12 protein-coding genes are annotated in these 12,722 nt (G+C 46.1%); 7 read left to right on the forward strand and 5 right to left on the reverse strand.

All coding sequences use genetic code 11. The features are described from left to right. Positions 1-19: 19 nt before the first annotated feature. Positions 20-1,063, reverse strand: coding sequence for a uroporphyrinogen decarboxylase (hemE, locus tag EMP01_RS01565; RefSeq protein WP_129019741.1), 1,044 nt, complete (start codon positions 1,061-1,063; stop codon positions 20-22). Positions 1,064-1,087: 24 nt separating this feature from the next. Then, positions 1,088-1,792 (reverse strand): uroporphyrinogen-III synthase, encoded by a 705-nt coding sequence (locus EMP01_RS01570; protein WP_129019742.1) that lies wholly within the window; start codon positions 1,790-1,792, stop codon positions 1,088-1,090. A gap of 89 nt (positions 1,793-1,881) precedes the next feature. Here EMP01_RS01570 and EMP01_RS01575 point away from each other — a divergent pair, with 89 nt between their 5' ends. Further along, on the forward strand, positions 1,882-2,247 hold the full coding sequence (locus tag EMP01_RS01575; protein ID WP_129019743.1) for a CoA-binding protein: 366 nt from the start codon (positions 1,882-1,884) through the stop codon (positions 2,245-2,247). Between the two features lie 548 nt (positions 2,248-2,795). Here EMP01_RS01575 and EMP01_RS01580 read toward each other — a convergent pair. Both EMP01_RS01580 and EMP01_RS01585 read right to left on the reverse strand, forming a co-directional pair. Beyond that, complete coding sequence (locus EMP01_RS01580) at positions 2,796-3,401, reverse strand: hypothetical protein (RefSeq protein WP_129019744.1); 606 nt, start codon at positions 3,399-3,401, stop codon at positions 2,796-2,798. A gap of 92 nt (positions 3,402-3,493) precedes the next feature. Then, a complete protein-coding gene (locus EMP01_RS01585; protein WP_129019745.1) occupies positions 3,494-4,162 on the reverse strand; it encodes a hypothetical protein in 669 nt (222 codons plus the stop codon). A gap of 62 nt (positions 4,163-4,224) precedes the next feature. Between EMP01_RS01585 and scpA the strand changes: the two genes are divergently transcribed. Further along, positions 4,225-6,351 carry a methylmalonyl-CoA mutase gene (gene scpA / locus EMP01_RS01590; protein WP_129019746.1) on the forward strand — a complete coding sequence of 709 codons (2,127 nt, stop codon included), beginning with the start codon at positions 4,225-4,227 and terminating at the stop codon, positions 6,349-6,351. A gap of 78 nt (positions 6,352-6,429) precedes the next feature. Here the strand turns inward: scpA and EMP01_RS01595 are convergent, their stop codons facing one another. Beyond that, positions 6,430-7,248 (reverse strand): hypothetical protein, encoded by an 819-nt coding sequence (locus tag EMP01_RS01595; RefSeq protein ID WP_129019747.1) that lies wholly within the window; start codon positions 7,246-7,248, stop codon positions 6,430-6,432. A 113-nt stretch (positions 7,249-7,361) separates the two neighbouring features. Here EMP01_RS01595 and pheS point away from each other — a divergent pair, with 113 nt between their 5' ends. From pheS to EMP01_RS01620, 5 genes are all read left to right on the forward strand, one after another. Next, positions 7,362-8,393, forward strand: a complete 1,032-nt coding sequence (pheS, locus tag EMP01_RS01600; RefSeq protein WP_129019748.1) for a phenylalanine--tRNA ligase subunit alpha — start codon at positions 7,362-7,364, stop codon at positions 8,391-8,393. A gap of 71 nt (positions 8,394-8,464) precedes the next feature. Beyond that, positions 8,465-9,454: an NAD-dependent epimerase/dehydratase family protein gene (locus tag EMP01_RS01605; protein WP_129019749.1), complete on the forward strand. Its 990-nt coding sequence runs from the start codon at positions 8,465-8,467 to the stop codon at positions 9,452-9,454. Positions 9,455-9,674: 220 nt separating this feature from the next. Continuing rightward, positions 9,675-11,372 (forward strand): transcription termination factor Rho, encoded by a 1,698-nt coding sequence (rho, locus tag EMP01_RS01610; RefSeq protein ID WP_237559442.1) that lies wholly within the window; start codon positions 9,675-9,677, stop codon positions 11,370-11,372. 120 nt (positions 11,373-11,492) lie between these two features. Continuing rightward, positions 11,493-12,119, forward strand: coding sequence for a hypothetical protein (locus EMP01_RS01615; RefSeq protein ID WP_129019751.1), 627 nt, complete (start codon positions 11,493-11,495; stop codon positions 12,117-12,119). Positions 12,120-12,165: 46 nt separating this feature from the next. After that, complete coding sequence (locus tag EMP01_RS01620; protein ID WP_129019752.1) at positions 12,166-12,717, forward strand: DNA-3-methyladenine glycosylase I; 552 nt, start codon at positions 12,166-12,168, stop codon at positions 12,715-12,717. Positions 12,718-12,722 lie beyond the last annotated feature (5 nt).

The following is a 12,722-nucleotide window of genomic DNA, read 5'->3' on the forward strand; positions in this document are numbered from 1 at the left end:
AATATAAAATATTTATCTGCTATGCGTGTCTGAAATTCTTAACCGTATCTACAAATGCCTTAGCATGATCTACCGGCACATTTGGTAATATACCATGACCCAGGTTGGCAATATGCCTGCCCGGACCGAATGCTTTCAGCATCGCAGTAACTTCTTTTTCAATTACCGGGATCGGTGATAATAATTTAGCCGGGTCAAAATTGCCTTGCAGGGTAATGTCTGCACCTGCAAACTGGCGGGCCATATGCGGCTCTATGCACCAGTCGATACCCAGACCATGCGCTCCGGTATCAGCCATTTCTTTCAGAGAACCCCATGCACCTTTCGCGAATACAATCGTAGGCACCTCATCTTTCAGTGCTGCAACGATCTGGCGGATGTATTGTAAAGAAAAGGTTTCAAAATCCTGTTTGCTCAGCAGACCACCCCAGCTGTCAAATATCTGTAAGGTATCTGCACCCGCAGCCACCTGGCCTTTCAGGTACGCGATCGTGGTATCGGTGATCATTTGTAATAACTGATGTGCCAGTTCCGGTTGCTGATAACAGAATGCTTTAGCCTCATCAAATGTCTTGCTGCCCTTGCCCTGTACCATATAGCACAATAAAGTCCATGGTGCTCCGGCAAAACCGATCAGTGGCACACGACCATTCAGCTCTTGCTTGATCAGCTTAATCGCATCAAACACATAAGAAAGCGTCTCATCTACATCCGCTACACGCACACGTTCCAGGTCTTTGGCCGTCTTGATCGGGTCTGGCAACAGCGGTCCTTGCTTTTCGATCAGCTGCACCTCCATGCCCATAGCCTGTGGCACCACCAGGATGTCAGAAAACAGGATAGCGGCATCAACACCTACTATATCTACCGGTTGTAAGGTAATCTCACAAGCCAGCTCAGGATTCTGGCAACGCTCGAAGAAAGAGTATTTATTACGCAGGGCAATATACTCCGGCAGGTAACGTCCGGCCTGACGCATCATCCATACCGGTGTGCGCTCTACAGCTTCTCCCATCAGGGTACGGATAATCAGGTCGTTCTTTATGTTTTGATCTCTTTTCATTTATTAATGATTATATAAAATAATTTATGTTTTTATCTCTTTACAGTATTCAATAGCATAAGCGACCAATACTTCTTCGTCAGGTTGCGGCGCAGTGGCTATACGATTGGTATATTGCTGCAGTGCCCCCGCTGTGGTATGTCCGATGGCAAAGGCTATTGTCTGCTCCGGCAGCGCATTAAGGCTGAAGAAGCTATGTACGGCACTGGGACTGAAAAACAGTATTCCCTCATAAACCGTATCAATCTTTTCCGGGCAGGCGATGGTATGGTATACCACCTGCTCTGCAAAAGGAATACCCGCCTGTGCCAAGCCCTCAGGTATAGTCGGCATACGCTGGTCTCCGCAATAGAAATGCAGGGAAGACCATGAAGCATTATACTGTTGTGCAATATCCCTGACCAGTTCTGCCGCATAAGGCCTCGAGGCCAGTACAGGCACATGTGGCAATACACTGTGCACTTCCCGTTCCGTAGCACCTGCAATACAGCATACCGCCTTTATCTCCGGCCGGGTAGCCGCATCCATGCCCATATAAGCCTTTACTGCATGTACGCTGGTAAAGATGGCAGTGATACTACTCTTTGGCGCAGCAAAGAGTTCAGGCACATCGCTATACTCAATACGGATAAAAGGCAGCATCTCCAGTCTGATGCCCTCCTGTGCAGCCCTGTCCTGCGATGCAGTACGCAGGGCTTTTGTACTAAGTATGTGTATAGAACGATGCATCGGTCAAATTGCCTGCGAATTTACAATAATTTTAAGTGGAGCCATCGAAAAAGAATGCGTATTTTAGTAGAAATAAAACAGATCAGCTCATGGCACAGAAGAAAACACTGGTTTTAGGCGCCTCCGAAAACCTGGGAAGATATAGCAACAAAGCCATCCGCATGCTGCGCGAATTCGGGCATGAAGTCGTAGCCATCGGCAAGGAAACCGGCCAGGTGCTGGATGTGCCTTTCAGTAAAGAAAGACCTGATTTTACGGATATAGATACCGTAACCCTCTACCTGAATCCGGCTAATCAGCAATCTTATTACGACTATATTTTATCACTCCATCCTAAACGTATTGTGTTCAATCCGGGCACGGAAAACCCTCAACTGGAGGAGATGGCTCGTGCAGCAGGCATTATACCACAGGAAGCCTGTACACTGGTACTGCTCAGTACCGGTCAATATTAATATATCATCAAAGGCAGAGATAAATCTCTGCCTTTGATGATTATTGGGAATCCTATCAATTTTATTCAAACCGACTATCCGCATGTAGTAACCTTTTTTCTTCATCCTTTTGTCCGGCAACAAAAGGACCAAAAATGCCTTTGTTTTCATCAAGGCGATTGCATAGCACCGCCATTTTGTACCGTTGCGTGCATTGATCGTCTGAGCTTAACGTGTAATGCGTTCGGCGCTCAACGATCGCATCTCCACTCCAAAATGGCTATCGCTGTGATGAAAACAATAAGCGATCCGTACAAGTACAGATCGTTCAAATGGCCTTATAAATCCGGCGTCAAGAAAATCATTGGCTCGGTCGATAAAGTCGGAAACCACTGTCTGAGCGTAGCGAGTCTGGTTTGCGACCGACCGACACATTGATTTTTAGCCAGGGATTTATACAGCCTTGATTTTTTGGCGGTACCTTTTGCATCAAGGCAAAAGGTAACAATAGATATAAAAAGAATTTCTAAGCATAATGCTAGACTTTGTTTCCTTTAAGCGGATACTCTTTATTCAAAAATACGGTAGTAAATACCTCCGAAGATAATACCTCTTGTCCCTAAAGCTACTTCGGTATACCCTCCGAACCGCTTGCCCCAGCTGGCACCGAATACGGTTAACTGGGCTACCGGGTAAAAGTAATTACTGCGGTCATATTCCTGGCCGGATACCGGACCTGAAGCCTGATAAAAAGAGCCTCCTCCGCCTACAAGAAAACCACTGTATAAGGCTATTGAATTGCGCAAAAACCAACGATAATTAGCCCCAAGTGCCAGGCTGGCAAAGCTGCGGTGGTGGTCAATCTCGCCATTACCCTGCTCATACGCCATTTGTTCAAATGAGCCATGGAACAGGAACTGCAGGCGCTTGCTTGCACCATAGGTATATCCGATCTGCATAGGTGGCAGTACAGGATTACCCGCATTCAATGGCAATGGTTTGCTATACCAGAGATCGTTCCTGGCTGCTACACTGTTCGGCACGCCTATGCCGATATGCAACTGGTGATACCGCTCCAATTCCCTTGGCTGGCGGGCATTACGTATAGACACTTTACTGTAGCGCTGTGCTGATAGAGACAGCGAGCCGCATAAGAATAGAAAAATTAAAGTCAATCGGGTTATAAACATCGGTATAACAGGGTTTGATACTGCAAGATAAGACGATAAAACATAGGATACAAGTAGATTTCAGACTGCCCTGCGCGTCACCTCGAGGGAAAACGGTAATTGACCCCAGCTTTGACAACAAACATGGTTCCATAGCCCAATTCTCCTACAAAGCGAAAATTAGCTAAACCTCCGATCATGCCCAGCACAACAACCTGATATTGAAAGTTGCTTTTATATTTCCAATCCTGAAAATCCTCAGCAAGCGGATCATAACGGGCACCCCTGATGATCGTTTGAGTAGTAGATGCACCAACCCCGGCACCAGAATACAGCCAATAATTTTCATCACCGGGATCACCTGGCTTATACCAATAATAACGAACCTGCAGTAAAGCACTCAACATATCTTTATGTACAGATTGAAGCCTATTATTTTGATCAATTTCAGCCCGTTTATTTACATCATAATACAGCTCCATGCCAAAGGAATATTTGCTGCCGGGTGAGGCATAATAAGCCAAGTTAGCACCCGTAAAATAGGTAGTAAAATCTTCCAGATTGGCCTTTGAAAACCAGGGAGAATGGCTTACACCGCGGGCACTCGGAAATTTTACCGCAACCTGTACTTCATGCGTCCAGTGTGCGGGATCTTTATGCTGCTTTGTCTTTCCATTCCGGATACTCACACCCTGGTAGCGTTGTGCGGTGACAGGAATTGCGCCCATGCAAAGGAACAGCAAACAAGGCAAAACCGGATTCTTCATGGGATAAGCTCTTTTTTTAATTAACTTTGTTCCCGATTCATTTATTATCTATAGTCACAAGAATGCGTAAAAATTTTTCTGATATTCCCTTTGTTCCTGCCGGCAAAGTAACATCTGCCCCTAAAGCCTCCTTTACAACGGCCGAGGGCATTCCGGTACAGAACAATTACTCCTTATCGGATATAAAGAATAAAAAACAACTGCATTTTGCAGCCGGAATTGCTCCGTTTTTAAGAGGACCATATACCAGCATGTACGTGCAGAAACCATGGACCATACGCCAGTATGCAGGTTTCAGTACTGCGGAAGAAAGTAATGCCTTCTATCGCCGAAACCTTGCTGCAGGTCAGAAAGGGCTTTCTGTAGCCTTCGACCTGGCTACGCACCGCGGCTACGACAGTGATCACGACCGTGTGGTAGGCGATGTGGGTAAAGCCGGTGTGGCCATCGATTCTATCCTGGATATGAAGATCCTGTTTGATCAGATTCCGCTGGATGAAATGAGTGTATCCATGACCATGAATGGTGCGGTGCTGCCGATCCTGGCATTCTATATTGTTGCGGCCGAAGAACAGGGCGTAGCCATGGAGAAACTGAGCGGTACCATACAGAACGATATCCTGAAAGAGTTCATGGTGCGTAATACCTATGTATACCCACCGGAACACTCTATGAAGATCATTGCAGACATATTTGAGTTTACCTCTCAGAATATGCCCAAATTCAACTCTATTTCCATCAGCGGCTACCACATGCAGGAAGCCGGTGCTACAGCCGATATTGAACTGGCCTACACCCTGGCTGATGGTCTGGAATATATTCGTACAGGTATCAGTGCCGGTCTGAAAATTGATGACTTCGCACCACGCCTGTCCTTCTTCTGGGCGATAGGTATGAACCACTTTATGGAGATTGCCAAAATGCGTGCAGCACGCATGCTCTGGGCCAAAATCGTAAAACAGTTCAACCCGCTTAAAGAAAAGAGTATGGCTTTGCGCACGCACTGTCAGACCAGCGGATGGAGCCTTACCGAACAGGACCCGTTCAACAATGTGGCCCGTACCGCTATTGAAGCGCTGGCAGCAGCGATGGGACATACCCAGAGCCTGCACACCAATGCCCTGGATGAGGCGATTGCCTTACCTACAGACTTCAGTGCGCGTATTGCCCGTAATACACAGATCATTTTACAACAGGAAACCGACATCTGCCGCACGGTAGACCCCTGGGGCGGTTCGCATTATATAGAATACCTGACCGAGCAGATTGCAGAAAAAGCATGGACCCTGATCGAAGAGGTAGAAGCACTGGGTGGTATGGCTAAAGCCATCGAAACCGGTGTACCTAAGATGCGTATTGAAGAAGCTGCAGCCAAGAAACAGGCCCGTATTGATGGTGGACTGGATATCATTGTAGGGGTAAATAACTACACTACCGATGAGCAGTCTGATATTGAAATCCTGGAGGTAGATAATACCAAAGTACGCATCCAGCAGCTGGCGCGTTTAAAAGAACTGAAAGAAAACCGTGATAATACTAAAGTACAGGCGGCCCTGGAAGCCCTTACCGAAGCGGCTGCTTCCGGAAAAGGTAACCTGCTGGCACTGGCTATTGAAGCGGCACGCTTAAGAGCGACTTTAGGGGAGATTTCCTTTGCCCTGGAGAAAGTATTCGGTCGTTACCAGGCAAGAATCAGAAGTATTTCCGGTGTATATTCTAAAGAGATTGCTATGGATGAAAGTTTCCAGCAGGCCCGTAAACTGGCCGATGAATTTGCTGTCCTGGAGGGTCGTCGTCCCCGTATTATGGTGGCGAAGATGGGACAGGACGGTCACGATCGCGGAGCCAAGGTAATTGCGACCAGCTTTGCCGATCTGGGTTTTGATGTGGATATCGGACCTTTATTCCAAACACCTGCCGAGGCGGCCAAACAAGCCGTTGAGAATGATGTGCATGTACTGGGTGTATCCAGCCTGGCTGCCGGTCACAAAACACTGGTACCGCAGGTAATCGAGGAATTGAAGAAATATGGCCGTGAAGACATTATGGTGGTAGCGGGCGGAGTAATTCCGCAGCAGGACTATGATTTCCTGTTTGCTGCCGGTGTAAGTTTTGTATTCGGACCGGGTACGATTATTGCCAAGAGTGCCATTGATATCCTGAAAAAGCTAATGGCTGCAGAAGCTTAAGCAAAACGGATTATGTATAAAATCAGATCGGGTCAGATGATATCATCTGACCCGATCTGATTTTATAATACAATATGACTATATCGTTTTACAATCATTACGGTTACTCTTATTGACCCGCACCCCGCCTTTGAGCCGGCCAAAATACAGGTGCAACCCGGCAGCAAAGTTAGCGTACCGTACACGGCTGTTGAATCCATACTCCCGGCTCACTGCAACAGCACTATTTCCATACATAACCGTAGCCTGTGCTGGCGTATTGGAGATCAGGTTCTGAATGTACATAAAGCTTATAGATAAGCGCTGGTCCTGCCCTAATGGAAAAATTTCCATGCCCAGCTCCACTGCGGGCATAATGGTGGCCGAACGCAAGAAGCGTCTGCTGTTTTCTGCATTATGGGTAACACTTACCGAAGATGTAGTGCCGGAACCGCTTATCCTATACATGTAGCCATCTTGTACGCCAACAGAGAAACCCGCAGTAAATGCGGTTGACAAATAATAAGTCCAATCTACTCTATGCCCATACCTGGCCACCAGAGACCAGGTACCCCAGCCATACTCCAGCTCTTCTTTTCCCGTTTGGTTAAATGAAGCAATGGGCTCGGGGGTAACAGAGCGGATGCTATGCTGCACCAGATAACGGCCTCCCAGGTATACAAACTGCTTCGTACTCAACCAGGGATAAGTCTTCACACCCAGATCAATCCCTAAATTGGAGGAGCCATTATCAGCTTTCCAATCTCCGATTTTACGGGCATACATATCATTACCCCAGCTAGAGTTATACAGTACCCCTACCGTAAACCGGTAATCCTGTGCGTGTAACGGGTTAGCTGTACACAACAGGATCAGCAGACCGATACTCCATTTCTTCAGACAAATATTCAAATGCATATATATGATATATTGCCGCGCAAGATAATAACAATATACGGCTATTAAAAATTCTCAATACATTCGGCTAGCTATTACCTAAAACAGTGGCAATTATTTATATTTGCAGTCTTATGGAATTTTTGAAGCAAAAAGTTGAGGCACTCCAGCAGGAAATTGCCAATATACAGCCCGGTAATGCAGACGAACTGGAAGCGTTTCGTATTAAATTTTTAGGCACTAAAGGTTTGGTAAAAGACGTTTTCGGCGCAATGAAAGATGTAGCCCCTGCCGATAAAAAGGATGCGGGTCAGTTATTGAATGCGTTCAAACAGTTTGCAGAAGGGCATTACGAAAAATTCAAGCATTTACAGGGCGGCTCCGGCCAGGCTAAGCAGGCGGGTATAGATTTATCCCTGCCGGGCACACATATGCCGGTAGGCACCCGTCACCCGCTGAGGGTAACTGAAAATGAGATTGTAAGTATCTTTAACAAAATCGGATTTACCGTAGCGGAAGGACCGGAAATCGAAGATGACTGGCATAACTTCACCTCGCTGAATATGCCGGCAGACCATACGGCAAGGGATATGCAGGACACATTCTATGTAGCCCAAAACCCAGACTGGATCTTACGTACCCATACTTCCTCTGTACAAGCCCGTGTGCTGGAAGAAGGTAACCTTCCGGTAAGAGTGATCTGCCCGGGAAGAGTGTACCGCAATGAAACGATCAGCGCCCGTGCACACTGTTTCTTCCATCAGACAGAAGGTCTTTACATTGATAAAAATGTGTCTTTTGCAGACCTGAAACAAGTACTCTATTACTTCGTGACTGAAATGTTCGGCAGCAATACTAAAGTACGTTTCCGTCCGTCATACTTCCCATTCACCGAGCCGAGTGCTGAGATGGATATCAGCTGTACCGTATGTGGCGGTGATGGCTGTAACCTGTGTAAACATACCGGCTGGGTAGAGATCCTGGGTTGTGGTATGGTACATCCAGACCTGCTGCGCAACTTCGGCATTGACCCTGAAGAATATTCCGGCTTTGCTTTCGGTATGGGTGTAGAGCGTATTACACAGATCAAGTACCAGGTAAACGATTTACGTTTATATTCTCAGAATGACGTACGCTTCTTGAAGCAGTTTACCCCAATTCAATAAAATGTTACAGATGCAGTAAGCCCTTGGGCTTACTGCCTTTTAGTATATACAATACTCTAAACGATTTACTCTTGATATTAGTTACCGGCGCAAGCGGCTTTTTGGGCAATCATTTACTGGCAGAACTAACAGGACTGTCTGTTCCGATACGCGCATTGTATCACAAGCGCCGTCCGGAATGGGAGCATCCGCTGGTAGAATGGTGTGCGTGTGACCTGCTGGACACTTATGCCGTAGCTGAGGTGATGAAAGGAGTAGATACCGTATTTCACTGTGCCGCCATCGTATCGTTCGAGGCAAAAGACCAGCACCGCGTGGTAGAGCATAACCGTATGGCTACGGCTCATGTCGTAGACGAAGCGATGGATGCAGGTGTTCGAAGACTGGTGCATGTCAGCAGTATTGCAGCACTGGGTCGTGCTGCCGCACAAACCAACCTGGTCAATGAAGAAACACACTGGCAGGATAGTTCAACCAACTCGGCCTACGCCATAGGTAAGTACTATGCCGAAATGGAAGTCTGGCGCGGCATGGCAGAAGGCCTGAATGCTGTGATCATAAACCCCGGTATTATACTGGGGGAAACCCATGACTGGAACGAGGGTTCTGCGGCATTGATCAAGACAGCTTATAATGAGCTGTCCTGGTATACCGAAGGGGTTAACGGCTGGGTAGATGTGAAAGATGTGGCCCGTGCCATGATCTCCCTGATGCATAGTGATATACAGGAGGAGCGTTTTATCCTTACAGAAGGCAATCATTCTTATCGTGAAATTTTCACCCTCATGGCGCAGGCTTTAGGGAAGAAAGCACCTTACCGGAAAGCGGGCAAATTAGCTTCCGGTTTATTATGGAGGCTGATGGCCCTCAAAAAAATATTTACCGGTAAGCGTTCCAGCATTACCCGTGAAACCGCACGTACCGCACAATCTCAGTGCTTTTACGACAATACTAAATGGTTGCAGGCTATGCCTGACTTCCATTTTACCCCTATATCTGAAACGATTCAACGTATGGCAGGTGCCTTTCTGCAGGTGCAGACATCAACTGCCCGTGCCTAGTCGCAACACGGCACACGTATTATTATTTTTTTGCTATTCGGTATTTTTTTTGTAATCTTGCATAACAAGTCGGGCGAAATATTCAATTCGCTCCGGTCTCTCTTCCTAAATTTTATTTCAACAATTTCACACAAATCCCCCCACGTGTACATTCTATCAAAGAATCACTAAACTTAATCAAACTTATTCAATGCCATACGATATCAATCAACTTCAAGAGATGATTGTTCCAGAGCTAAACGATATAGCGGAACAACTTGGAGTGACTAATTTCAAAAAATTAGAGAAGCAGGAATTAATATATAAAATCATTGACAAACAGGCTTCAACAAGTGCCCTTGAACCGGACAAACCGAAAAGAGCACGCAAGCCGAGAATAGAAAAAAAGACTGCTGAAGAAAGAGAAGAACAAGGCACTCCGGCACCTGAAGTAGCTGCAGCAATTGAGGAAGCACCTGTCCTGGAAAACAAATTAAAAAAAGAAGCCAGACCGAAGAAACAGGTTAAAAAGACCAAAACAGAAATTCAGGCAATCAACGAAGCTGCTGATCTGGAGTTTGACGCACCGGAAGAAACCACTGTCCCTGCTACTATAAGCAATGAATCCAGTGCAGCCCCTACTATTCCTACCAAAGAAGTTATCGTAACCGAATCTGGCGAAGCAATCGAATTACAGGAGCCTAATCCTGTATCTGAACCACAAACAGAGCGTTACACACATAAAAATAAACAACAACATAACAATAAACAGCAACAACCGCAGCACCGCAACCAACAGGAGCAAAGCAATTTCAATATTGAATTTGACGGCGTGATTGAAAGTGAAGGTGTACTGGAGATGATGCCTGACGGTTATGGTTTTCTGCGCAGCAGTGACTATAACTACCTCAGCTCTCCGGATGATATTTATGTTTCCCCTTCTCAGATCAAACTGTTTGGCCTGAAAACCGGCGATACCGTAAAAGGTAATGTACGTCCACCAAAAGAAGGTGAGAAATATTTTGCATTGCTTAAAGTATCTACCATCAATGGTCGCCTTCCGGAAGAGATCCGTGACCGTGTACCATTTGATTACCTTACCCCACTCTTCCCGAACGAAAAACTAAACCTGGATATGGGTGCAAGCAACCTGAGCACACGTATCATGGACCTGTTTACTCCGATCGGAAAAGGACAGCGTGGCCTGATCGTGGCACAGCCTAAAACAGGTAAAACCATGTTGCTGAAAGAGATTGCAAATGCTATTGCTGCGAATCATCCGGAATGTTACCTGATGATCGTACTGATCGATGAGCGTCCGGAAGAGGTGACAGATATGCAGCGCAGCGTAAATGCAGAGGTGATCGCCTCTACTTTTGACGAGCCTGCAGAGAAGCACGTTAAGGTATCGGGTATTGCTTTACAGAAGGCCAAGCGCCTGGTAGAAGTAGGTCATGATGTAGTGATCCTGCTCGACTCTATTACCCGTCTGGCCCGCGCACACAATACCGTGGCTCCGGCATCCGGTAAGGTACTGAGTGGTGGTGTGGAAGCTAATGCCATGCAGAAACCAAAACAATTCTTTGGTGCAGCACGTAAGATCGAAAACGGTGGCTCACTGACCATCCTGGCTACAGCCCTGACCGATACCGGTTCCCGTATGGATGATTACATCTTCGAGGAATTTAAAGGTACCGGTAATATGGAGCTGCAACTGGATCGTAAACTGGCCAACAAACGTATCTTCCCGGCTATCGACATTACCTCATCCTCTACCCGTCGTGACGATCTGCTGATGAGCAAGGAAGCACTGGGTAAAATGTGGGTATTGCGTAACCACCTGTCCGATATGAATACAGATGAGGCGATGAAATTCTTACTGCAGAACATGAAAGGAACCCGCAGCAATGAAGAGTTCCTGATTACAATGAACAAATAATCTGAATCATAAATTAATACAAAAGAAGCGCCGCTGAATAGCGGCGCTTCTTTTGTGTTAAGACGTTATCTTTTGCGCGCAATTCCCGTATATTTGATATTCAGCTATAAAAGCCATCTCATGAATTTCTTTCTGCGCATCAAGCACTGGCAGTTTTTCTTAATTACATTTGCCCTGCCCCTGGTATTGGAGGCTTGTTTTATCCCTTCAGTCATCTTCTCGCAAAGATTCAATCCGGATATAATAGTCATTTTCAGTATCCTGATGCTTATCGTCCTGTTCATGCAGCTGGGCTGGTCATATACGATTGGCACAAACCTGCACAAGCGCCTTCCTCCAAGTGTACCTATGCCGTTAAAGCGATTCAAATGGTTCCTGTTTATACCACTTGTATATATAGGGCTGATCCTGCTTGTATTCATGCCACTGGTCCTGAAAACTATGGATATTGAATCACCGGACAATAGTATCCCGGTTGTCATGTCTGTTGCCCTGTTACTCATCATACCGGTACACCTGTTTTCTATTTTCTGCCTCTTATACACCCTGTATTATAATGCCAAATCATTAAAAGCAGTCGAGACACAAAGACCGGTAACCTTCAGTGATTTCGCTGGTGAGTTCTTCCTGCTATGGTTCTTCCCGGTAGGTATCTGGATCATACAACCCCGGATCAATAAAATATTTTCAGAGGAGCCTTATGATCATAATTTCTCCTTTATGAACGATACGGATTATACTTCCTGATCGTTCTGCAACATTATCGCTTAAATAATTACATAATTTATATAAAATGTCCTACTGCGCTGCTATAGAAACCATGCAACCCGAGGCCCGAAAAGACCTGCACAAACGTTATCATGACCATCATTACGGCTTCCCGATTCATGATGATAATGAACTGTTCGGCCGGCTGATCATGGAGATCAACCAGGCAGGTCTGAGCTGGGAAACGATCCTCAAAAAAGAAGAATCTTTTCGCGCTGCATATAACAATTTCAACATCGCTGCCATTGCGGCTTATACAGAGGCGGACAGAGAGCGATTGCTCAACGATGCCGGCATTATCCGCAACCGCCTTAAAGTTAATGCTGCTATTGAAAATGCGAAGACCATTCAGCAGCTGCAAAAAGAATTCGGTTCTTTTGAGAAATGGCTGGAGCACCATCATCCCAAAACAAAAGAGGAGTGGGTAAAGCTGTTTAAAAAGACATTTCGCTTTACCGGTGGCGAGATCGTTGGAGAATTTCTGATGAGTATCGGCTACCTGCCCGGTGCACACACAGAAAGTTGTCTGGTGCATCAAAAAGCAGTAAAAGCAGGTGCATTGTGGGCTAAGAAATAAGACTA

It is taken from the genome of Edaphocola flava, assembly GCF_004118155.1.
Taxonomy (GTDB): domain Bacteria; phylum Bacteroidota; class Bacteroidia; order Chitinophagales; family Chitinophagaceae; genus Edaphocola; species Edaphocola flava.

What these genes read in the sequence shown, in the direction of transcription:
- EMP01_RS01585 (WP_129019745.1), bottom strand. Translation starts at nt 4,162, where the DNA reads ATGAAGAATCCGGTTTTGCCTTGTTTGCTGTTCCTTTGCATGGGCGCA.
- EMP01_RS01620 (WP_129019752.1), top strand. Translation starts at nt 12,166, where the DNA reads ATGTCCTACTGCGCTGCTATAGAAACCATGCAACCCGAGGCCCGAAAA.
- rho (WP_237559442.1), top strand. Translation starts at nt 9,675, where the DNA reads ATGATTGTTCCAGAGCTAAACGATATAGCGGAACAACTTGGAGTGACT.
- EMP01_RS01570 (WP_129019742.1), bottom strand. Translation starts at nt 1,792, where the DNA reads ATGCATCGTTCTATACACATACTTAGTACAAAAGCCCTGCGTACTGCA.
- scpA (WP_129019746.1), top strand. Translation starts at nt 4,225, where the DNA reads ATGCGTAAAAATTTTTCTGATATTCCCTTTGTTCCTGCCGGCAAAGTA.
- pheS (WP_129019748.1), top strand. Translation starts at nt 7,362, where the DNA reads ATGGAATTTTTGAAGCAAAAAGTTGAGGCACTCCAGCAGGAAATTGCC.
- hemE (WP_129019741.1), bottom strand. Translation starts at nt 1,063, where the DNA reads ATGAAAAGAGATCAAAACATAAAGAACGACCTGATTATCCGTACCCTG.
- EMP01_RS01575 (WP_129019743.1), top strand. Translation starts at nt 1,882, where the DNA reads ATGGCACAGAAGAAAACACTGGTTTTAGGCGCCTCCGAAAACCTGGGA.
- EMP01_RS01615 (WP_129019751.1), top strand. Translation starts at nt 11,493, where the DNA reads ATGAATTTCTTTCTGCGCATCAAGCACTGGCAGTTTTTCTTAATTACA.
- EMP01_RS01595 (WP_129019747.1), bottom strand. Translation starts at nt 7,248, where the DNA reads ATGCATTTGAATATTTGTCTGAAGAAATGGAGTATCGGTCTGCTGATC.